Annotated in this window: 17 protein-coding genes and 2 tRNA genes; all 19 read left to right on the plus strand. The window is 47.5% G+C overall.

The window, feature by feature from the left end; translation table 11 throughout:
* The first annotated feature begins 531 nt into the window (after positions 1–531).
* The gene (gene pyrR / locus D829_RS0102860; protein ID WP_017687330.1) at positions 532–1,095 is read left to right on the plus strand and encodes a bifunctional pyr operon transcriptional regulator/uracil phosphoribosyltransferase PyrR; all 564 of its coding nucleotides are present in this window, start codon (positions 532–534) and stop codon (positions 1,093–1,095) included.
* Entirely contained in the window at positions 1,092–2,006 is a 915-nt protein-coding gene (locus tag D829_RS0102865; RefSeq protein WP_026080971.1) for an aspartate carbamoyltransferase catalytic subunit, read from the plus strand. The genes pyrR and D829_RS0102865 overlap by 4 nt, the downstream gene beginning before the upstream one ends.
* A gap of 127 nt (positions 2,007–2,133) precedes the next feature.
* The gene (locus D829_RS0102870) at positions 2,134–3,438 is read left to right on the plus strand and encodes a dihydroorotase (protein ID WP_017687332.1); all 1,305 of its coding nucleotides are present in this window, start codon (positions 2,134–2,136) and stop codon (positions 3,436–3,438) included.
* A gap of 367 nt (positions 3,439–3,805) precedes the next feature.
* On the plus strand, positions 3,806–4,948 hold the full coding sequence (gene carA / locus D829_RS0102875; protein ID WP_017687333.1) for a glutamine-hydrolyzing carbamoyl-phosphate synthase small subunit: 1,143 nt from the start codon (positions 3,806–3,808) through the stop codon (positions 4,946–4,948).
* Position 4,949: 1 nt separating this feature from the next.
* A complete protein-coding gene (gene carB / locus D829_RS0102880; RefSeq protein WP_017687334.1) occupies positions 4,950–8,168 on the plus strand; it encodes a carbamoyl-phosphate synthase large subunit in 3,219 nt (1,072 codons plus the stop codon).
* A gap of 102 nt (positions 8,169–8,270) precedes the next feature.
* Positions 8,271–9,011: an orotidine-5'-phosphate decarboxylase gene (gene pyrF / locus D829_RS0102885; protein WP_017687335.1), complete on the plus strand. Its 741-nt coding sequence runs from the start codon at positions 8,271–8,273 to the stop codon at positions 9,009–9,011.
* A complete protein-coding gene (gene pyrE, locus D829_RS0102890; RefSeq protein ID WP_017687336.1) occupies positions 9,008–9,649 on the plus strand; it encodes an orotate phosphoribosyltransferase in 642 nt (213 codons plus the stop codon). The genes pyrF and pyrE overlap by 4 nt, the downstream gene beginning before the upstream one ends.
* Before the next feature lie 272 nt (positions 9,650–9,921).
* Complete coding sequence (locus tag D829_RS0102895; RefSeq protein WP_017687337.1) at positions 9,922–10,869, plus strand: ATP-binding cassette domain-containing protein; 948 nt, start codon at positions 9,922–9,924, stop codon at positions 10,867–10,869.
* Positions 10,832–11,941: an efflux RND transporter periplasmic adaptor subunit gene (locus D829_RS0102900; RefSeq protein ID WP_017687338.1), complete on the plus strand. Its 1,110-nt coding sequence runs from the start codon at positions 10,832–10,834 to the stop codon at positions 11,939–11,941. Before D829_RS0102895 ends, D829_RS0102900 begins: the two co-directional genes overlap by 38 nt.
* Complete coding sequence (locus D829_RS0102905; RefSeq protein WP_017687339.1) at positions 11,941–14,862, plus strand: FtsX-like permease family protein; 2,922 nt, start codon at positions 11,941–11,943, stop codon at positions 14,860–14,862. Before D829_RS0102900 ends, D829_RS0102905 begins: the two co-directional genes overlap by 1 nt.
* A 2-nt stretch (positions 14,863–14,864) precedes the next feature.
* On the plus strand, positions 14,865–15,731 hold the full coding sequence (locus D829_RS0102910) for an ABC transporter ATP-binding protein (protein WP_017687340.1): 867 nt from the start codon (positions 14,865–14,867) through the stop codon (positions 15,729–15,731).
* 20 nt (positions 15,732–15,751) lie between these two features.
* Entirely contained in the window at positions 15,752–17,203 is a 1,452-nt protein-coding gene (locus tag D829_RS0102915; RefSeq protein ID WP_017687341.1) for an extracellular solute-binding protein, read from the plus strand.
* A gap of 106 nt (positions 17,204–17,309) precedes the next feature.
* Entirely contained in the window at positions 17,310–17,501 is a 192-nt protein-coding gene (locus D829_RS33315; protein ID WP_047843730.1) for a hypothetical protein, read from the plus strand.
* Between the two features lie 71 nt (positions 17,502–17,572).
* Positions 17,573–17,646 (plus strand) — tRNA-Met (locus tag D829_RS0102925).
* A 56-nt stretch (positions 17,647–17,702) separates the two neighbouring features.
* A tRNA-Ile gene (locus tag D829_RS0102930) sits at positions 17,703–17,776 on the plus strand.
* Between the two features lie 183 nt (positions 17,777–17,959).
* Positions 17,960–18,382: a hypothetical protein gene (locus D829_RS0102935; RefSeq protein ID WP_017687343.1), complete on the plus strand. Its 423-nt coding sequence runs from the start codon at positions 17,960–17,962 to the stop codon at positions 18,380–18,382.
* A gap of 195 nt (positions 18,383–18,577) precedes the next feature.
* Positions 18,578–20,128: a hypothetical protein gene (locus tag D829_RS0102940; protein WP_017687344.1), complete on the plus strand. Its 1,551-nt coding sequence runs from the start codon at positions 18,578–18,580 to the stop codon at positions 20,126–20,128.
* Between the two features lie 180 nt (positions 20,129–20,308).
* Positions 20,309–21,124, plus strand: coding sequence for an alpha/beta hydrolase (locus D829_RS30275; RefSeq protein ID WP_017687345.1), 816 nt, complete (start codon positions 20,309–20,311; stop codon positions 21,122–21,124).
* Positions 21,125–21,624: 500 nt separating this feature from the next.
* Positions 21,625–22,299, plus strand: a complete 675-nt coding sequence (locus tag D829_RS0102950) for a hypothetical protein (RefSeq protein ID WP_017687346.1) — start codon at positions 21,625–21,627, stop codon at positions 22,297–22,299.
* Positions 22,300–22,388: the final 89 nt, after the last annotated feature.

A 22,388-nucleotide genomic window follows, 5' to 3' on the forward strand; every position in this document is an offset into this window, starting at 1 on the left:
ACCGCTCGTTCTAAAAAGAAGGGATTTATCTCAACATTGAATATAGTCAGAGGGTTATTTTGGTTATATCGGATTTCTCATTTGCCTATGGATAAATATACAGAAATGTTGTATAATTATGAATAACCAATGAGATGTATTGTGCATGGATGTTTTTCGGCCTAACTGCTGATTCTAAGAAGAACGTAGCAGAGGATTTTCACCTGCGATGGTGAGGTGTTGACAGGGGGTTGTCTTTCTGTCATAATTCATGAAGACAAACGGACATATTGATTACGGAACCCTGTGAGGTCCTGCAATATGAACGACATGAATAGCACCTTTAAATCAGTCCCGTGAGACTGGCAAGGTAACGTGAACGATACATCGTTTTTTGCTGCGGCAAATGAAGCGATGCATCCCGAGAGTAAACTTTCTTCAGAGCGGTCTGAAGTTCGGAGACTCCTTGCCAATAAACACGGCAAGGAGTCTTTTTTGTTCTCCTCGTCACGGGGCCATGATCTGAAGGGAAATCCTGAGGAGGCTGAACGCATGAGCACAGAGACACATGTCATTATGGATGAGACGGCGATCCGCCGCGCATTAACACGGATTGCCCATGAGATATTGGAGAAAAACAAAGGAATCGACGATTGTGTGCTGGTCGGTATCCGTACACGTGGGGTTTACCTCGCAGAACGGATTGCCGCGAAGATTGAAGAAATCGAAGGCGCCAAAGTCCCCTGGGGAGAACTGGATGTGACTCCTTACCGCGATGACCGCTTGGACGAAAATAAAGCGAATCGCAAGGAAATGTTGATTATGACACCCGAATCACTTTCGATCCATAACAAAAAAGTGATTTTGTTCGATGATGTGCTCTATACCGGACGGACGATTCGCGCAGCGATGGATGCCCTGATGGACTGTGGAAGACCGCAGAACATCCAGTTGGCTGTACTCGCAGACCGCGGACACCGGGAACTTCCGATTCGACCTGATTTTATCGGCAAGAATGTACCGACTTCCAAATCAGAGGAGATTGAAGTTGCACTCATGGAAACGGACGGACAGGATGAAGTCAAAATCACTCAGAACCGGGGGGAGCAAGCATAATGATTACACAGACAGCATTGAGAGACCGAAGCTTGCTTGGACTGAAGGAACTTAGTCGAGGAGAAATCGAATCCATTCTGAACAGAGCGGCTCACTGGGAAGCGCAGAAAGATAAACTGGTTCCTGTACTGGAATCACGCTTCGTTGCGAACATGTTCTTCGAGAACAGCACACGTACCCGGTTTTCCTTCGAAATGGCAGAGAAACGCCTGGGCGCACAAGTGCTGAACTTTACGGCAGCTGCATCCAGTGTGGAAAAAGGAGAGTCCATCTACGATACGGTACGAACACTTGAGTCGATGGGCATTGATGCAGGCGTGATCCGGCTGAAACCGGCAGGCGTTCTGCAACAACTGGCTCAAAAAGTGAACGTACCACTCGTGAACGCCGGAGACGGCAACAATGAGCATCCCACACAGGCGTTGCTGGATCTCTACACGATGAGGAAAGCATTTGGCGAACTGAAGGGCTTGCGTGTCTCCATCATAGGTGACATTCTGCATAGCCGCGTAGCTCGTTCCAACCTGTGGGCACTGCAAAAGTTTGGTGCAGATGTACGCTTCTGTGCACCGCAAACGATGCAGGCACCGGAACTCGCAGAGCATGCTCCTTATGTCGGTCTTGAAGAAGCGCTGGATGCAGATGTGGTCATGATGCTCCGTGTTCAACTGGAACGTCATCAACATGGCTTAATTACTTCAGCTGAGGATTATCGCGAACACTACGGATTGACGGAAGAACGGGCATCACGCCTAAAACCAAGCACCATTATCATGCACCCTGCTCCTGTGAATCGCAACGTCGAGGTAGATGACGCGGTTGTGGAGAGTGAAGCATCGCGGATCTTCCCGCAGATGGCAAACGGCGTTCCAATCCGCATGGCGGTTATGGAACGTGCGATGAAACTGTAACAGGGTCTGGCTGTGGGTCATAGGCTGACGAAGATGGAAGTTCTTATAGAGCAATAAGAGAGTACACGATATAGAAAATCATCCGGCTTGCCTGGTAAGCCGGACAGAACCGAAGCGGAGGGCAATTATGCTACAGATTATAAAAAACGCGAACGTCTTGAACCAACAAGGGGAACTTGAACGGAAAACCATCATTATAGATGAAGGTAAAATTAAAAAGATCGCTGGTCTGGAAGACCAAGCCGTTCTGGATGCCGAAAAGTCAGCGCAAAGTGTGACAGACGCATCAGGCAAACTGGTCATTCCGGGATTGATCGATATGCACGTGCATCTGCGTGAACCTGGATTCGAACACAAAGAGACGATCGAGACAGGTGCCCGTTCAGCAGCACAAGGTGGTTTTACAACAATCGCTTGCATGCCGAACACAAGACCAGTAACAGATACAGCGGAAGTTGTGAAGCTGGTATTGGATAAAGCCAAAGAAGCTGATCTGGTTAAAGTGTTGCCTTATGCAGCCATTACAAAAAACGAACTGGGTCGTGAACTTACCGATTTTGCCGCATTAAAAGAAGCAGGTGCTATTGGATTCACAGATGACGGTGTAGGCGTACAAAACGCTCAAATGATGAAGGATGCCATGAGCCTCGCGGCAAGCATGGATATGCCCGTGATCGCTCACTGTGAAGATGACTCACTGGTTGTTGGTGGATATGTGACGGAAGGTGAGTTTTCGAAGCGTCACGGCATCAAAGGGATTCCAAATGAATCCGAAGCTATCCACGTTGGCCGTGATATCTTGCTCGCAGAAGCAACAGGAGTTCATTACCATGTCTGCCACGTAAGTACAGAGCAGTCGGTTCGTCTGATCCGTCTGGCGAAGTCCATCGGCATTAAAGTAACTGCTGAGGTATGTCCGCACCATCTGGTGCTGTCGGATGAAGATATCCCGGGCATGGACGCCAATTGGAAAATGAACCCGCCGCTGCGCTCACCACGTGATGTGCAGGCTTGTATCGAAGGTTTGCTAGACGGCACGCTGGATATGATCGTAACTGATCACGCGCCACATAGTGAAGAAGAGAAAGCCAAAGGCATGGTGCTGGCACCTTTTGGAATCGTAGGATTCGAAACAGCCTTCCCGCTGCTGTACACGAAGTTTGTGGAAACAGGACTGTGGAGCTTGGACTTCCTGGTGAAACGCATGACAGCTGATCCTGCACGTGTATTCCGACTGGATACAGGTAAACTGGAAGAGGGAGCACCAGCCGATATCACGATGATTGACCTGAACGAGGAAAAAGCGGTTGATCCTGCAACGTTTGCAACCAAAGGAAGAAACACACCATTCACAGGTTGGAAGCTGAAAGGCTGGGCCACACAAACATGGGTGGATGGCAAATGCGTATGGCATAACACGGTACAACAGTAAAACGGTAATTTAGTAAATTAATAAATCAGTAACTCTAAAACTTAATCTACAACTTTTACACCAGTAACATTTTTTCAACTAACTCGAGGCAAATCATGCCGAGAGTCTAACATACGAAACAAGCAAAGTTGAATGTCATGATTTTGAACTTGGACACCAACGTAACTGCGGAGCGGACAGAAAAGACCCGAAGAAGCAAAGCGTTCGCCTTTATCACCGGATTACATCATTTGAAAAATGATAAAAAGTAATCCGGGGATAACAGCGATCAAAGGGTTTTCTGTACGCGGAGCCGCACAATCGTAACGTCCCCCATGTTCAACCCAAATGCCATTCAACGTTGATAAACACAGAGGAGTGAAATGGGATGCAGGCACAGGCAAGATTATTGTTGGAAGACGGCACACTGTTCACCGGGAAAGCATTTGGTGCTGAAGGTGAAACGACAGGTGAGGTCGTTTTTAATACGGGAATTACAGGCTATCAAGAGGTGCTTTCGGATCCTTCCTATTGCGGTCAAATCGTAACCATGACGTATCCGCTGATCGGAAACTACGGCATTACGCGTGATGACTTTGAGTCGATCCGTCCATACGTACACGGTTTCGTTGTGCGTCGTCATGAGCCAACGCCGAGCAACTGGCGTGCGGAATACAGCGTAGACAATCTGCTCAAAGAATACGGCATCGTAGGAATCAGCGAAATTGATACACGCATGTTGACTCGCCGGATTCGTCACCACGGCACAATGAAGGGAATTCTCACAACAGGATCGAAGCCTGTGGAAGAACTGCTGGAGATGATGGGAGACACCACCATTGCTGAACTGCGTAACCAGGTGCCAATGACTTCTACAGAGCATGTCTACAACAGCCCGGGAACGGCTGAGCGTATTGTGCTCGTGGATTACGGTGCAAAAACAGGGATTTTGCGCGAACTCAGCAAACGTGACTGTGACGTAGTTGTTGTTCCACACGATGTAACAGCAGACGAGATTCGTCGCCTGAACCCGGACGGAATTCAACTGTCCAACGGCCCTGGGGACCCGAAAGACGTACCTCACGCGGTTAACATGATCAGTGAACTGCTTGGCGAATACCCGATCTTCGGCATCTGTCTGGGTCACCAGTTGTTCGCACTTGCGGCAGGAGCAGACACCGAAAAACTCAAGTTTGGACACCGCGGCGGAAACCATCCGGTAAAAGAACTGGAGAGCGGACGTTGCTTCATCACATCCCAGAACCATGGATTTACCGTAAACGAAGAGTCCGTGAAGAGCACGGACCTGGAAGTTACACATATCAACAATAACGATAAAACCATTGAAGGTCTGAAACATAAATCATTCCCGGCATTCTCGGTTCAATATCACCCTGAAGCAGCCCCGGGTCCTTACGACAACAGCTACCTGTTCGACCGCTTCATCGAGATGATTCGCGAGCACAAGATCACTAACCCGCAAAAGCCGCGTCAAGCTGTATTGGCAGCCGCAGTGAAAGGAGCACAATAACATGCCGATTAACAAAGATCTCAAAAAAATCCTGGTGATTGGTTCCGGTCCAATCGTCATCGGTCAAGCGGCCGAGTTCGACTACGCCGGTACACAAGCTTGCCAGGCACTGAAAGAAGAAGGCGTGGAAGTTGTACTCATCAACAGCAACCCGGCGACCATTATGACGGATACAAACATGGCTGACAAAGTCTATATTGAGCCAATCACACTGGATTTTGTGACCCAAATCATTCGTCAGGAGCGTCCAGACGGTTTGTTGCCAACACTGGGTGGTCAGACAGGTCTGAACATGGCTGTGGAACTGGCACGTGCCGGAGTTTTGGAACGTGAAAATGTGAAATTGCTCGGAACACAGTTAACATCCATCGAGAAAGCGGAGGATCGTGATCTGTTCCGTGATCTGATGCGCGAACTGGAACAACCTGTACCTGATAGTGTAATCGTCACGACACTTGAGGAATCACTTGTTTTTGCAAATGAGATTGGTTATCCAATCATCGTGCGTCCTGCTTATACCCTTGGCGGAACTGGCGGCGGAATCTGTGCGAACGAAGAAGAACTGCGCGAGACAGTGGCAGCCGGAATTCGTTACAGTCCGATTGGTCAGTGTCTGGTCGAGAAGAGCATTGCGGGCATGAAAGAAGTCGAGTATGAAGTTATGCGGGATAAAAACGATAACTGTATCGTGGTCTGCAACATGGAAAACTTTGACCCGGTAGGTATTCACACAGGTGACAGTATTGTCGTGGCACCAAGCCAAACGCTGTCTGACCGTGAATATCAAATGCTGCGTTCAGCTTCCCTGAAAATCATCCGTGCCCTCAACATCGAAGGTGGATGTAACGTACAGTTTGCACTGGACCCACACAGCTTCCAATACTATGTTATCGAAGTAAATCCACGGGTAAGCCGTTCATCGGCCCTGGCTTCCAAAGCAACGGGTTATCCGATTGCAAAAATGGCTGCCAAAATTGCCATGGGTTACACGTTGGATGAAATCGTAAACCCGGTAACAGGCCAAACGTATGCTTGCTTTGAGCCTACACTGGACTATATCGTGAGCAAAATTCCTCGCTGGCCGTTCGACAAGTTCATCTCGGCGAACCGTAAACTGGGAACTCAGATGAAAGCAACAGGCGAAGTAATGGCTATTGGCCGGACATTCGAAGAGTCGATCCACAAAGCAGTTCGTTCCCTGGAAATTGGCGTACATCGTCTCTACCTGAAGGATGCCGAAACGCTGGACGAAGCTACCCTGAATGAGCGTCTGATCAAAGCAGATGATGAGCGTATCTTCCTGATTGCCGAAGCATTCCGCAGAGGATATACGTTGCAACAGCTGCAGGATCTGACCAAGATCGACTGGTGGTTCCTAGACAAAATTGAAGGTCTGATCGCATTCGAAGATCGCATTCGCGAAGAATCCGAATTGTCTTCCGACATTCTGTATCAAGCGAAACGTCTCGGCTTCACGGACCGTGCCATTGCCGAGCTGCGTGCGCAAGGTCAACCTGGCGGCACATTGACGACAGAAGCGGAAATTAGAACTCGTCGGGAACAGGAAAATCTTCGTCCAGTCTACAAAATGGTAGATACATGTGCAGCCGAGTTTGAAGCAACAACGCCATATTACTACTCAACTTACGAGACAGAGAATGAAGTTATCCCTTCAGACAAGAAAAAAGTTGTGGTGCTGGGTTCAGGACCAATCCGGATCGGTCAAGGGATTGAATTTGACTACTCTACTGTACACGCGGTATGGGCATTGCAAAAGGCAGGCTACGAAGCAGTTATTATCAATAACAACCCGGAGACGGTGTCTACCGATTTTAATACATCAGATCGCCTGTACTTTGAACCGCTCTTCTTCGAAGATGTCATGAACGTGATTGAACAGGAGAAACCAGTAGGGGTTATCGTACAGTTCGGTGGTCAAACGGCCATCAACCTGGCAGCACCACTGCGTAATGCAGGTGTAACCATTCTCGGAACGGATCTGGAAAGCATCGATGAGGCGGAGGATCGCAAGAAGTTCGAGCGTCTGCTCTCCCGTCTGGAGATTGCACAGCCAAAAGGTAAAACGGTCATTTCCGTTGATGATGCGGTAGAAACAGCTCAAAGTCTGGGCTATCCGGTACTGGTCCGTCCTTCCTATGTACTCGGCGGTCGTGCGATGGAGATTGTATACTCCGATGCTGAATTGCTGACATACATGGAACAGGCGGTTAAAATCAATCCGGAGCATCCGGTCCTGATCGACCGTTACATGATGGGTAAAGAAGTTGAGGTTGACGCCATCTGTGATGGTGAAACGGTATTGATTCCAGGAATCATGGAACATATCGAGCGTGCAGGGGTTCACTCTGGTGACTCCATCGCGGTATATCCTCCTCAACATCTGTCCCAGGATTTGAAAGAGAAAATTGTAGAGATTACAATCAAAATTGCGAAAGAACTGAAAACGGTAGGTTTGGTCAACATCCAGTTTGTTATCCATGATGGCCAAGTGTACATTATCGAGGTGAACCCGCGTTCATCCCGTACCGTACCATTCCTGAGCAAAGTAACCAACATTCCGATGGCGAACTTGGCAACACAAGCCATTCTGGGTGTGAAACTAAAAGATCTTGGTTATGTTGACGGGTTGTGGCCTGAATCGGATCATGTATCTGTTAAAGTTCCGGTCTTCTCCTTCGCGAAGCTGCGTCGTGTAGAACCAACCCTCGGACCTGAGATGAAGTCTACAGGTGAGGTTATGGGCCGTGACCCGAATTACGCTAAAGCGTTGTTCAAAGGTCTCATCGGTGCAGGAATGAAAATTCCGGCAACCGGAGCGATTGTTGTGACTGTAGCAGACAAAGACAAGGACGAAGCTGTTCCTTTGCTCGAAGGTTTCTACAGACTGGGTTACAAAATAATGGCTACCGGCGGAACAGCAGCTGCGCTTGAAGCAGCGAACATTCCGGTAACGACTGTGAACAAATTAAGTGAAGGTTCGCCGAACATTCTGGATATGATTCGTAGCGGCGAAGCAAACTTTGTCTTCAACACACTCACCAAAGGCAAAACACCGCAACGTGACGGATTCAGAATTCGTCGTGAAGCGGTAGAGAACGGCATTGTATGTATGACTTCACTGGATACGATTCGTGCGCTGCTGATCATGCTGCAAACGATCAACTTCTCTTCAGAAGCAATGCCTGTCTCTGTAAAATAAATAGTTAATGATGAAGGACATCAGTCAGCCTGCGGGCTGGCGGGATGTCCTTTATATCGGGCAAAAACGGAAAAAATGAGCAAGTTGAAGGGAGCGCTGGTGATGAATCACACGAATTTCAATGAAATGGCTGGCCGTCTGATGGTGGCACTGGATTACCCTGGAGCGGAAGAAGCGAAAGCATTGGTACAAGCTCTTGAAGGCATTCCCTGTTATCTCAAGGTGGGCATGCAGCTGTTCTACGCCGCAGGACCGGACTTTATTCGGGAGCTGAAATCCAAAGGCTACTCCGTTTTTCTGGATGTGAAAATGCATGACATTCCCAACACCGTTCGTGGTGGAGCTGAGAGTATCACACGTCTGGGTGTAGACATGTTCAATGTGCATGCAGCGGGCGGAACCATCATGATGCGTGCTGCACGTGAAGGGGCTGAGGCAGCTATAGCCGCTGATCCTTCTCTACAGAGACCTGAGATCATTGCAGTCACCCAACTGACCAGTACAAGTCTGGAAACGATGAATAACGAGATTGGCATCCCGGGAAGCGTGGAAGCTGCTGTGGTCCGTTATGCAGGACTGGCCCAAGAGGCCGGACTGGATGGGGTTGTTGCTTCTCCACTTGAAGTGCCCGCAATTCGGGCAGCGTGTGGCAGTGCTTTTCACACCGTTACACCAGGAATTCGTCCAGCGGGTAGTGGTCTGGGAGATCAGACACGCGTCTTGACGCCGGGTGAAGCCATCGCCAGAGGCAGTCATTACATTGTTGTAGGCAGACCCATTACAGGCGCTCCCAATCCGCGTGAAGCGGCAGAAACCATTTTGAAGGAGATGTTGAACGCATGATCGAACTGAATGAGATTCCTAATCATATTGCTTCCCAACTGTTGAAAATTAAAGCCGTGGCGTTACGTCCGCAACAGCCATTTACATGGACATCCGGCATCAAATCACCAATATACTGCGACAACCGCTTAACGATGTCCTATCCGGAGATTCGCAACGATATCGCTGAAGCCTTTGCAACGATCATTCGTAACCAATACCCGGATACAGAAGTTATTGCAGGTACGGCAACCGCAGGTATTCCGCATGCTGCCTGGGTAGCTCAGAAGCTGAATCTGCCGATGGCCTACATTCGTGATAAAGCGAAAGGACACGGCAAGGAGAACTTGATCGAAGGTCTGATTGCCGAAGGACAGAAAGTGGTTGTCATTGAAGATCTGATCTCTACAGGTGGCAGTTCGATCAAAGCAGCCGAAGCTGTACGTGTAGCAGGTGCAACACCGCTCGCCGTACTTGCCATTTTCAGCTACCAGCTGGATAAAGGTGTTAAAGCATTTGAAGATGCTGGAATTCCACTTCAGACGCTGTCCAATTACACGGCGCTGATGGATGTGGCTTTGGCTCAGGGAACGATTCAGGAGAGTGATTTTGAATTGCTCAAATCCTGGCGTGAAGATCCTTCTTCATTTGGTAAATAATATCATTGATACCTCGAAAAAATGTTCAGGAATGAACGGTATCAAAATTGTAATGATTGCCGGCATAGCGGCAAAACCATCGAATATGCAAGAGGCATCCCGCACTTTGGGGTGCTTTTTTCGTTTGTTCATCAAAATATTAACTTTTTCCCACTACCGTTGTAAAAAGCTTGTAACTTTTAGTTGGGATCGGTCGTTTATAATTCAGTGTAGGATGGAACAGATTTCTAATTTTAGGTTTTTTGAAGAAATGAACGGGATTTCAAGAAAGGATGAGCGTGATTGCTGGCATGAAGAATTTATTTCTCAGAAAAAGACCTGCCAAGAGCCAGTCAGGCGATGAACATCAACAGGGGGAAACACCGTTGGAGGCAATTACGGAGTCGGGGGAAAATACATACAACAATGAACACGATTACCCGACGAGTGAAACTCCGTTACCTGAAAGTGAAATCGCTTCGGATGAAGTGGCTGCAGCTGCTGTCACTACCGTTGATGAACCCCAGAAGAAGATCAAACCAAAGAAGGATATATTGCCTCCATATGATGGACCTGTACTGGAGGTGCGTAACGTGCATCGCAGTTTCCAGACAGGCAGTCGCATTATCCATGTGCTCAAAGGCATTGATATGGAAGTGAATCCGCAACAACTGGTCATGCTGAAGGGGCGATCAGGCTCAGGCAAAACAACGCTGCTGAATATGCTCGGTGGACTGGATCAGCCTTCAAGTGGAGACATTCTGTTCTCTGGCCAGCCTCTTCAGGATTGGGGAGACCGGCGGCGGACCGCTTTGCGGCGCAAAGAGATCGGTTTTATTTTCCAGGCATATGCACTCATGCCCTTATTATCTGCTTGGGAAAATGTAGAGCTGTCGCTGCGCATGGCGGATGTGCCACGAGCAGAGTGGAAGGACAGGGTTGGTCATTGTCTGGATCTGGTTGGACTATCCAAACGCGTGAAGCACCGTCCTTTTGAGATGTCTGGGGGAGAGCAACAGCGTGTGGCTATAGCCAAGGCCATTGCCCACAGACCCCGATTGTTGCTTGCGGATGAACCTACGGCAGAACTGGATTCCAAGATGGGCGCTCAGGTCATGGCCGTATTCCGCAATATTATTGAAGTAGAACAAGTAACGATATGTATGACTACACACGATCCTACAATTTTGGAGGTTGCGGACCATGTTTATGAAATGGCGGACGGCAGATTTATCAAGTAAAGGGGCCGCTCCGAAGAGGGGGAAACGCGCAGCACTTATTGTACTTGGTGCGATAATGGTTGCAACGATGTCCGGCTGCTCATTGCTGCCGTCAGAAACAGAGGAAGAAGTGCTTCCGCCTATTACACCACCAACAATCTCCAAGAAACCGGAATATGAAGTCCGGACGGAAACGTTGGAGAAAAAAGTAAGTGGTAGTGGCAAGATGATGAGTCAGCGGGAAGAGAAGGTGTACTTCACGCTCGATGGCATGCATGTCAAAGAGTTAAATGTTAAACCAGGGGATAAAGTGAAAAAGGGTCAACTTCTCGCGGTGCTCGATGTGGAGAGTGTAGAGAAGGAGATCCGTGGCAAGAAACTTGCTATTCGCAAGTCCGAAGTTCAAATGAAGGAAACACTCCGCAAGAAGGATGAGATGGACCCGGTGGAGTTCGAAGAAGCAACGATTGCGTTTGAAGAACTGCGCCAGGAACTCGCTGATCTGGAAGAACAACTGGGCAAAGCCACGTTGACCGCTCCGTTTGGCGGCACCGTTATTGCTGTGCAGGTAGAGAAGGGTGCAGCTGTGAAAGCGTATGATCCGATTGCTACGATTGCGGATACATCGAATCTGGTTGTGGCTGCAACCTTTGCCAAGGAAGATCTGGAGAAGTTCTCAGCGGGTATGAAGGCAGAAGTAGATATTAATGGAGCTGGTAAAGTCGCTGGCAAAATTAAAGTTATGCCTATCGCGGAAGCATCGGGAAGCGGCAGTGGCGAAGGAACGGGGGAAGGCGGTACGCCTCCAACCAAGGAAACGCTGGATAAGTATGTTATCGTTACACTTGCAAAAATGCCAAAAGGCGTGGAACGTGGCACACCACTATCAGTCTCGATTGTAACGCAGCGTACCGAGAACGCGATTGTGATTCCTGTATCCGCTTTACGCTCCATCGGTTCAAGAACGTACGTACAAGTCGTGGAGAGTGATGGCAGCAAGCGTGAAGTGGACGTTGAAGTTGGACAGCAGACGTCGACAGATGTCGAGATTCTGAAAGGTCTGACCGTAGGCCAGAAAGTAGTGGGACGCTAATGGGGCTGCCATTGCTTCGGCTGCTGTTCCGCAAAATGTGGAACACGCGCTGGATGACCTTCAGCACACTGATCGGATTGATTGTGGCGGTAGCGTTCACCGTCAGTATTCCAATGTATGCCGATGGTGCGTTGAAACGGGTCGTTGCGCAAACGCTGCAGGATAACAGTGAAGGGTTGCCAGCCGGTTCGTTGCTTATGAGTTATCAGGCACCTGGTGGCGTGAAGACAGATACACGGGGTCTGGACGAAGTAGATCGTTATATTCGTGAGGATGTTCCTCGCGATATTGGTTTTCCTTTTCATACGTATGTGAATTCGAGATCCATTCGCAGCACAGAGGTGAGCCCGGAGGATCCAACCAAAGTGGATGCCAGCAGGGCGCGCAGTATGAGTCTGGGTACGATGAGTGGGCTGGATGCACAGGTGAATTACTCTGCCGGGGTGAAACCTGGAAACCAGGTCAAAGATGACATGATCGAGGCAGTCATGTTGGAAGAGGGTATGTACCGTAACGACCTGCATATCGGTGACATTCTGGAATATCCGGTGTATAGCGGTCTTGATATCACGTTACGTGTGAAGATCACGGGTTCCTTCAAGGCGGATGATCCAAACAGCCCTTACTGGGTACAAGGATTTGACGGCATGATGAATGGACTTTACGTGGATGAATCGGTTTTTAATGATGTTTTACTGAAGGAAAAAGGGATTCCACTTCAGAGTTCACGTTGGTATTATGCCTTTGATCTCAAAGAAATTCAAACCAGCCAGTTATCAGGTCTGACTTCCATGCTGGAAAGGCTGGATATCGATCTGTATCAGCGACTGAAAGATACAAAAGTGGACATCACCTTTGGTGATCTGCTCAAGCAGTTCCGCAGTCAGAGTCTGCAATTGCAGACCACGCTGTTTACCTTGGCAGCACCGATGATTGCGATGGTCTTTTATTTTATTGCAATGAACGCCAGACAGTCATTACAGAAGCAAGAGAGTGATATTGCGGTATTGCGCAGTCGTGGAGCTTCAGCTCGGCAGATCTTCTCTCTCTACCTGCTTGAAGGCATATTTCTGGGCGCTATTGCGCTGGTTATTGGGCCGTTTCTCGGTTGGTTCATGGCCAAGAGTATCGGTTCAGCAAGTGGCTTTCTCTCGTTCGTAGATCGGAAGTCCATTCCGATCGGTGTATCCAAAGAAGCTATTCTCCTGGGCGTAGCAGCGGTCCTTGTTGCGATCATCGCATCACTTATCCCTGCGATAACCTATGCAAGGGCAACCATTGTATCTGCCAAACGGCGGCAAGCACGTACAGACCGCGCTCCAGTATGGCAACGCTGGTTCCTGGATGTTGTGTTGCTGGGTCTGGCTGGATATGGATACTACCTGTTCTATGAACGTCAGATGTTGACCTTCCAGACAGGAATGACAACCGATCAGTTGCAGGTACAGCCGTTTTTATTCTTTGTACCCGCACTCGCGATCTTTGCGCTCGGACTATTCTTCCTGCGTTTGTTCCCGTGGATATTAAAGCTTATTCAGCTGCTCGGTCGCAAATTTCTCCCGGTCCCGCTGTATCTGACATTAACACAGCTATCGCGTTCATCTTCTTCATATTATCCGCTGATGATCCTCCTTGTACTGACACTGGGACTTGGAGTGTACAACTCAGCTGCGGCTCGGACGATTGATCTGAATTCCACTGAGCGTACCTTGTACCGTTATGGTTCTGATGTGATTATGCAGACTGTGTGGGAAGGAACACCTGAGGTTAAACCCGGTGGTTCCGGACAGAACGGCGGTACGGGTGGAGGTCAACAAGGTGGTGGCAATGGAGGAGGAGGTTCTGCTGGTGGTGGTTCCGGCGGAGGCAACGGCGGTGGAGGTGCTCCAGGTGGTGGCGGCGGTTCTTCGCAGCCATCCAAAGTCATTTACTCTGAACCTCCATTCGAAGTATTCCGCAGATTAGACGGGGTTGAACATGCAGCACGCGTGCTGCAGACCAAAGGCAATATTATCGTCTCTGGTAAATCGGGCGGACAGGGGATGCTGGTCGGAATTGATAATGTGGACTTTGCTCAAGTGGCATGGTTCCGCAACGATCTGTTCCCGGCACATCCCTACAAGTACCTTGACTTGCTTGGTAAATATGAAGGGGCTGTATTGATCTCTTCCAAATTTGCTGACAAGTTCAAACTCAAAACTGGAGATCTCGTCTCCATGGGTGTACAGGGACAGGCGATTGAATTCGTCGTGTTTGGGATCATTCCTTACTGGCCCGCCCAGTATCCGGATCAGATGCCATTTTTCGTGGCGAATCTGGATTATATCTATGATCAGGTACCTTTGATTCCTTATGAGGTGTGGCTGAAAATGGAACCGGATGCCAAAGTGGCTCCACTAATGGAGAAACTCGCAGCAGAAGGCATTGAGTTATCATCTGTACGTGACGTACGCACCGAATTGGTATCTCAGGCTAAACATCCGTCACGAGGTGGCGTATTCGGGATTCTAAGCCTTGGGTTCCTGGTATCCGTTATTATCTCGTTGATCGGATACGTGCTGTACTGGTTCTTCAACCTGTCCGGACGTGTTGTGCAATTTGGTGTATTACGGGCCATGGGGTTATCCCGGGCACAACTGAGTGGCATGCTGCTGCTTGAACAGGTGTTCACAGCGGGACTGTCGATCCTGCTAGGTATTGGGATTGGTCAGGTATCCAGTCGTTTATTCCTGCCATTCCTGCAAACGACGGATAATGTATCTGCTCAGGTACCTCCGTTCCGGATTGTGTTTGAACAGCAAGATATGTTGCAACTGTATGGGGTCACTGTAGTGATGCTGGTCATTGGTGCAACGATGTTACTCTGGCAGATTCGCAGATTGCGGGTTCACCAGGCAGTCAAAATGGGAGAGGAGAGGTAAACGTGATCCAATGCGAAGGACTTGTCAAAATTTTTAAATCCAGCGATGTGGAAGTCGTTGCCCTTCAGGGTCTCAACCTGACTGTCAATCAAGGTGAAATGATGGCCATCATCGGGAACAGCGGTAGCGGTAAATCCACGCTGCTGAATATTCTGGGCGGACTTGATCGTCCTACAGCTGGTACGGCTGTTGTGGGAGACTGGGATTTGCTGAAAATGACAGATGCCCAATTGGTCGAATACAAACGTCATACGGTAGGTTTTATCTGGCAAAATAACGGTCGTAACTTGCTGCCTTATCTCACTGCACTGGAAAATGTGGAGACTCCCATGATTCTGGGAGGCAAGCGTGATCGTGCTTACGCGAAACAGTTGCTCGAATGGGTAGGCCTTAAGGATCGGATGCATAACAAATTGCATCAATTGTCAGGAGGAGAGCAGCAACGGGTAGCGATTGCGATCTCATTATCCAATCGTCCCAAAATTCTGCTTGCAGATGAACCAACCGGTTCGGTCGATTCCGAGACATGTGATACAATCATGGGCATTTTCCGAAGAATGAACAAGGAACTCGGCGTTACGATTGTCATCGTTACCCATGACTTGACGCTAGCTGGCAAGGTAGACCGGATCGTAGCGATCCGGGACGGCTTGACCAGTACTGAGTTTGTGAAGCGCAACCCGAATCTGGATGATGAACACAACTTGTCCGAGGCGGGTATGCCAGACATCCATGAAGCATTTGTCATTATAGACCGTGCAGGGCGACTTCAGGTGCCAAAAGAGTATCTGGAGGCCTTATCTATTGATAACCGGGCTACATTGGAATTTGACGGTGAACGCATTGTTATTACACCGCCAAGATTATAATTAAGAGGGGGAACTGGGATATGAAGAACAGTATGTGGGGAAAACGTGTTTTGGCCGTCATGGCTACAGCAACGCTGGCAATGCCGCTGATTGCCGGTTGTACGGCAAGTGAGGCCAAGGATACGGAGCAGCGCGTATTGCGTGTGGCTACGATGTGGGGCGGACAGGATGACAGTTACTTCCGTCAGCAATTTACCGATGCTTTTGAACTGACACACCCCAATGTAACGATCGAGATTGTAGCTGCCGTTGATCAGAGTAGCATGTATGGGTATGGCAACACCGAAGAACAGCAGGAAGTTCCGGATACGATGGAAAGTCTGAAGAAGATTATGACTGGCGATAATCCGGTTGACGTCATCGTGGCGGATACCTCTACAGTGAAATCATTAATTCAGGAGAATCTGGTGAAACAGCTGGACCCACTGATGCAGGAAGACAAGTTTGACACCAGTGATATCGTGCCTAGTGTGCTGGAGGGAATTAAGGACCTTGGGGACCAGAGCATCTATGCATTGACACCAACGTTTTCCTCCTCCGCTTTGTTCTATAACAAGGGTATGTTTGAAAAAGCAGGTGTGGAACCGCCAACGGACAATATGACTTGGGACGATATCTTCAATTTGGGTACCCGACTTACAAAAGGCGAGGGTAAAGATCACGTATTTGGTTTCACCTTCACGACATATCAGGGTGGTTCGCCGTACTACTCCATGCAGCAGTACTACAGCTCGTTGCAGCTGAAGACGTTTGATGACAAAGCAGAGAAGATGACAGTAGATTCTCCTCAATGGGAGAAAGTGTGGAGCACTATCAGCAAACTTGCGATTGACAAAGTTATCCCTAAAGGAGACGAACCGCAGGATCAGAATCCGAGTGGACGTTATGATCCAATACAGGGTGACCTGTTCCTGAGCGGCAAGGCAGCCATGGCTATTGGTGATTACAGCTATATTAATCAATTAATTGATGCCAATAAAAATGCGGATAAAATGAAAGACTTTACGAAAGTGGATTGGGATGTGGTAACACCTCCAGTTCACCCGGAAGCTCCTGAAATTGGAGGTAGCATCTACCTGAGCAATCTCATGGCAATCAATAGTGCGGCTCAGAACCCGGATGATGCGTGGGAACTGATCAAGTACATGAACAGTGAAGATTGGGCTAAAATCAAGGCGCGTAGCAGCTATGAGATGGTATCCCGGAAGAGCTTCATCAAGCCAAAAGATGGCCTGGATTACAACATTCAAGCATTCTATTCTTTGAAGCCGATTCCGCCAACCAATACCAATCTGGATAAAATGTATCAAAAATCCCCAGGCTTATGGCAAGTCAATGAAAAAGGTATGGAATATTTCAACCAGGTACTAGAGAACAAAAAGACACCAAAAGAAGCGCTTGGTGAGTGGGCAGCTAAAGGAAACGAGATGCTGGAGAAATTGAAAAAGGATCCTAAAGCTACGTTTCAATGAGATTTGATGAAGTAGTCATATCATAAGTTAAGGATAGCCGCTGAAGATTTTAATCTTTGGCGGCTATTTTTATGAAAATGGGGTATTCTACAAAAAGCAGGAATAAATGACGACTCCGGAAAGGACGAGCGGTATGCACTGGGTATATTTCAGCAAGTTGTATGCAACCAAATTTCAGGCAGGATGTCTGGCCAAACGTATGGAGCAGGATGGATGGATTTACGGTCATAATGAACCAGCAGAAGTGGAAGTTTATCGATCACGCAAAGGACGTTATGGTGTACGTTTTATTCCCTGACATTACCCCTTGACTTATTGGGATAGAATGGTGTATATTAATTAAGTCGCTGTTTTAATATTTCTTACTGACGCGGGGTGGAGCAGCCCGGTAGCTCGTCGGGCTCATAACCCGAAGGCCGCAGGTTCAAATCCTGCCCCCGCAATTTAGTTTCACTTGGATGATTCACAGCCATCATCTGCACGTTATACATTATGTCTAGGGCCCTTAGCTCAGTTGGTTAGAGCGGTCGGCTCATAACCGATTGGTCACAGGTTCGAGTCCTGTAGGGCCCATACTCTTAAAACCCTTGCCTAGCAAGGGTTTTTTTTCTGTCTGCATGTAAGCTCTGGAGTAAAAGGTATCTTGTTAATGGTGTCTTTCTAGTATGCCCTTTTTTTCGAATCACGTTGTATGTCCATGCCATATCTCAAATCTCGCATATACTACCTTATCCCAACCCATAGGAGGTAGATTTCATGAGTCAATTTCTTGATGCAAGAACATCTCAGAATGCGAGTTTGGCTAACTCTATTGCAATACCAATCCTGGTAATTGACACACCGCAATTATTCGGCCAGATTGGTCTGCAAACAGCAGGAGCAGGGGCAAACCCACGGGTACAATTCTCGGGGACGGTATCACTGCAACTTCCATTAGCACTCGTAAGTGTAACCATCACGATTGTCAGGGGGACGTTGTCAACCGATCCCGTTATCTATTCTGCATCCTCTACGTTCAGCTTGAGTGTTCTGGCCCCTCAGGTTATTACGTTCTCCGCGAGTGATTTCAATCCACCGATCACGCCTCAATTGACGTACACTGCATTTATCAGCTCCAACTTGCTCGGAACGATCCGTGTAGGCCCTGAGAGCTTTGACGGAGCCTTGTATTCCGACTAATTAAATGAAAGACATCAATTGACCTGCCCTCAAAAGCAGGTTTTTTTCTTGTTGAAGGGGAAAACTGAACTTCACCGAGTAGGTAGGGTTCTATGATATAATGCATTACAGAGATTGAATGGTATTGGACATCAAATAGTACGTGAACATCTGAGAAACGTATGAAATTAGTGATAGAAAGCAGGTTTCCGTTTAATGACGTCAAATGAAAGTCAACGTTTTCGTTACAGTGAAGCTCCGGTCTGGGATTGGCAGAGAGCTTATTATGAACAGAAGGGGTTACAAGCTTGGACAGAGAACCAAGTCCCTCAATATATTACCAGTAATCCGATGATTGCCACGGCGTATGCTGAGATGATTTTTGGCTTTCTTCAGGACCTCGCTAACAAGGGACAGGTTACCGAGACCGTGACCATTCTGGAACTCGGGGCGGGCGTAGGGCGTTTAGCACATCAGGTTCTTCTAAAACTGCTTGAGTTAAAGGAATTCGCTGGCATACAGTTACCGCCTTTCAGATATGTGATGACGGATCTCGTAGCGGAGAATGTGCTGGGTTGGCAGGAGCATCCATCCATGCAATCCTTTATTCAACAAGGTATAGTCGATTTTGCACGTTTTGACGCTGTCGCGGATACGGAATTGAATCTGGTCGTCGCAGGCACGGTTATTCGGCCCGGTGATCTTAAACAACCGTTGTTGTTGATTGCCAATTACTTTTTTGACAGTATTCCGCAGGAATTAATCTACATTGGGGATGGCGAGATATACGAGTGTGATCTGCTTGTACAGTCTCCGGATCGTCGTCTTGATCTTGAGCCCGCTGAGATGCTGAAGAACATGACGCTGAGTTATGAGTATCGCCGAGCACCGGAATACAGTGCAGATAACTATCCGTATCAGGAACTTATCACATTGTACAAAGAGGAACTGGAGGATTCGCACATTCTGTTCCCTGCAATCGGGTTGTCCTGTCTCGAACGGTTGAACAAGCTGTCACAGTCAGGTTATGTGTTGATTACCGCTGATAAAGGGGATCATCGCCTGGATAACTGGAAGTTCGCAGAGCCACCTGAATTCGTTCTTCACGGGAGTTTTTCTCTAACCGCTAACTACCATGCCATTCAATATGTCTTGGAACAACAGGGTGCCCTTACACGATTCACAACACATCATTATAAAGATCTGAATGTTGGCTGCATGTTGATGGTGGACGAACCCATCAGTTATGTGAACACACGTCTGGCCTACCATCGATTTGTTGAACGTTTTGGACCGGATGACTTTTTCAGCATGAAACAATGGATAGACCAACGGATCGAAAGTATGGAGTTGAAGCATATTTTGCCGTTTTGGCGTCTGGGTGGATATGATGCCGAGTTCCTGATCCACAGTGCGACGCACATTTCCAGTCTTCTTCCTGATGCAAGTGATGAGGAAATGCTCGATATTCAGTCTGGAATTCATACGATGTGGTCGTCCTACTATGTGATGGAGCAGCAAGGAGGGCTCGCATTTCTGGCAGGGCAGCTATTATATGAGATGTATATGTATGAGGATGCAAAACGGTTTCTGGAGATATCATTGGTTGCAGATCCGAGTAACCATAATCCAGCCGTCTTATACGATTTGGCTGTGTGCTGCTATGAACTTGAACTGGAAGAAGAAACACTGTCATATACCCATAAAGTATTGGCTCTGGAACCTGATCATGAAGAGGCAGGGGATTTACTGAGGAGTTTCGAGTGATATTTTTATAGGCTAATAAACAGTACGGCTCCGTATGAATACGGGGTTGCGCTGTTTTTTTATTGGACTGAAATGAGTTGAGATACAAATGAAAGAATATAATTCTTTAATTTACATAATGACCCATTATAGATATACTTTTCATATAACTCACTTCAATATTTTAAGGAGGATATGTAAATGAAGAGTAAATTAGTTTTAATTTTGACGTTTTGTCTCGTGTTTCTGATCCCTTCAGAATTAGTAGAAGGAAAATCAAGCCAGGTCGGTTCGAGTGGTTTGTATGAAGTTAGTACCGGAGTATCGTTATATGCCGAAATACAAGGAATAAAACATTCTTTTCCCACGGTAGTTTTTATTAGTGGATATGGAGATAGTTCAACGATCTGGTCGGGAGTTCAATCTGAGATAGCAAAGCATACTTTGACAGTATCTTATGATCGTGCTGGACTTGGACTTAGCGGAGACACAAATAAAGATAAAACGACGAAACAACAAGTGAAAGAATTGCATAAGTTGCTAAGAAAAGCGAATATACCTGGTCCATATTTACTGGTTGGACATAGTATTGGTGGTTTGAATGTCAGAGCATTTGCTGATCGTTATACTTCTGAAGTGGCTGGCGCAGTTCTGATAGACTCTTCTCATGAAAATCAGGAAGAGGCAATTTTGGCAACACTGCCACCAGAGATTATAGACTTATACAAGTCGCAGTTTTCAACAGAGGGTGACTATACGGAAGTGACAAAAAGCTTTTCATTTGTTGGTAAAATACGGGAAAATGATGCATTGCGCCATACTCCATTAACGGTGATTTCAGCGACGGAACACGGAATGGGTCCTGAGATGGAAGTGAAGTGGGCAGAATTGCAAGAAGACCTGGCTACTCTATCCGATAAAGCCAATCATATTACCGTCGAAGGTTCTGGCCATTACGTACATTTAGAGAATCCTGCACTTGTTATAGATGAGATTATTTCGTTGCTTAGGGATTGAAGTAGTTGGATAAAGAGAAGTGATACTAGGATTAATATGCATGGACGATGTTGTTGGGTTATCAAAATTGAAACTTATGTTCTTTTTAATCATATTAATGGGATATTCAACCAATCATCTATTTTAACAGCAAAGGAGACAAAGACATGAGAAAAGCCTTACCGTTGCATTATATCCATTAATGTGGGTTGTGGGTGCATTTAGCGTTCTGTCTGTTAATGCAAACAGTGCGGCAGGAAGCGCCCTCTTTGTGAAAGATATCGCTACAGATCGAAGCTATGATGGGCAGGCTATATATGATAGTATTGAACGTAGAAATGCCTAACTACATATCATTGAACTGTAAAGGTAATTGTGTCGTCGAGCAATAACATGAGAATCAATTACTCTTGAAGCGAAGTACGTTGAGCAGGAATATTACCTGTCCGTACAACCTTTAAGCCGGTTTCGTACCTTATTCAGGTATGAACCGGCTTTTATTGATGAATGGGGGATGCCAGATGAAAATTATCATTGGACAACCGAGGCTCGAACAGGATTTGTTGCAGCTTGAAGCCGAACTCAAGCAACATCCTGATGCAGATGTATTATTTTTTCCTGAAGGTTATCTGAACCAGAATGTCGAAGACGCTTGCCGCCTGGCGGCTGAATATGGGACCATGATTGTATCAGGTCATCGCAGGTTGCACGAACGTCCAAAGGACCGATCGATTATCATCAGTAAGGCTGGAGAGATTGTATTGGAGAAAGCTAAATATACACCTGCTGAGACGGCTCAGGAACAGGATTGGGCGATAAGTACTTTGTTGTGTGATGAGCTGGTCCTGCAAGGATTTCGCAACGAGAATATAGGGGATGTGGACATTGTGATGCATTCCATTGGTGTGGGTATGTTCAGTGAAGAGCAATACAGTGAGTGGGTCGAAGAGGCTCGGCAGATCGCCTTGCAGCATCAATGTATTGTCATGGGGACAAGCCATGCGGATGGTTCGTACCGTGATAGCGAGATCTCCATTCCGATCGCCTATTGTATAACACCTGATGGAGAGGTTGTTCTGGCATCCCGAATTGATACACGTACTCGTACAATCCTTCTGAACAGAGGAAATACAGACTCTTCACCTCAGGAGTCACAAGAAAAACAACTGAAAATTTCCATAGCCCCATCCGGTTAAATTAACGGGTATGAATCCCAGATGAATGGGCTGTTGAACTTGCCGATTCGCCCTGTCACTTGCGCGGAATACGCATATGTTATGGCATA

This window comes from Paenibacillus sp. PAMC 26794 (assembly GCF_000316035.1).
Classification (GTDB): domain Bacteria; phylum Bacillota; class Bacilli; order Paenibacillales; family Paenibacillaceae; genus Paenibacillus.

Bases quoted from the DNA above. Each gene is read 5' to 3' on its own strand.
- D829_RS0102915 (WP_017687341.1), top strand. From the start codon at position 15,752: ATGAAGAACAGTATGTGGGGAAAACGTGTTTTGGCCGTCATGGCTACA.
- carA (WP_017687333.1), top strand. From the start codon at position 3,806: ATGCAGGCACAGGCAAGATTATTGTTGGAAGACGGCACACTGTTCACC.
- D829_RS0102900 (WP_017687338.1), top strand. From the start codon at position 10,832: ATGTTTATGAAATGGCGGACGGCAGATTTATCAAGTAAAGGGGCCGCT.
- pyrE (WP_017687336.1), top strand. From the start codon at position 9,008: ATGATCGAACTGAATGAGATTCCTAATCATATTGCTTCCCAACTGTTG.
- D829_RS0102870 (WP_017687332.1), top strand. From the start codon at position 2,134: ATGCTACAGATTATAAAAAACGCGAACGTCTTGAACCAACAAGGGGAA.
- carB (WP_017687334.1), top strand. From the start codon at position 4,950: ATGCCGATTAACAAAGATCTCAAAAAAATCCTGGTGATTGGTTCCGGT.
- D829_RS0102905 (WP_017687339.1), top strand. From the start codon at position 11,941: ATGGGGCTGCCATTGCTTCGGCTGCTGTTCCGCAAAATGTGGAACACG.
- D829_RS30275 (WP_017687345.1), top strand. From the start codon at position 20,309: ATGAAGAGTAAATTAGTTTTAATTTTGACGTTTTGTCTCGTGTTTCTG.
- D829_RS0102895 (WP_017687337.1), top strand. From the start codon at position 9,922: ATGAGCGTGATTGCTGGCATGAAGAATTTATTTCTCAGAAAAAGACCT.
- pyrF (WP_017687335.1), top strand. From the start codon at position 8,271: ATGAATCACACGAATTTCAATGAAATGGCTGGCCGTCTGATGGTGGCA.
- pyrR (WP_017687330.1), top strand. From the start codon at position 532: ATGAGCACAGAGACACATGTCATTATGGATGAGACGGCGATCCGCCGC.
- D829_RS0102935 (WP_017687343.1), top strand. From the start codon at position 17,960: ATGAGTCAATTTCTTGATGCAAGAACATCTCAGAATGCGAGTTTGGCT.
- D829_RS33315 (WP_047843730.1), top strand. From the start codon at position 17,310: ATGACGACTCCGGAAAGGACGAGCGGTATGCACTGGGTATATTTCAGC.
- D829_RS0102940 (WP_017687344.1), top strand. From the start codon at position 18,578: ATGACGTCAAATGAAAGTCAACGTTTTCGTTACAGTGAAGCTCCGGTC.
- D829_RS0102950 (WP_017687346.1), top strand. From the start codon at position 21,625: ATGAAAATTATCATTGGACAACCGAGGCTCGAACAGGATTTGTTGCAG.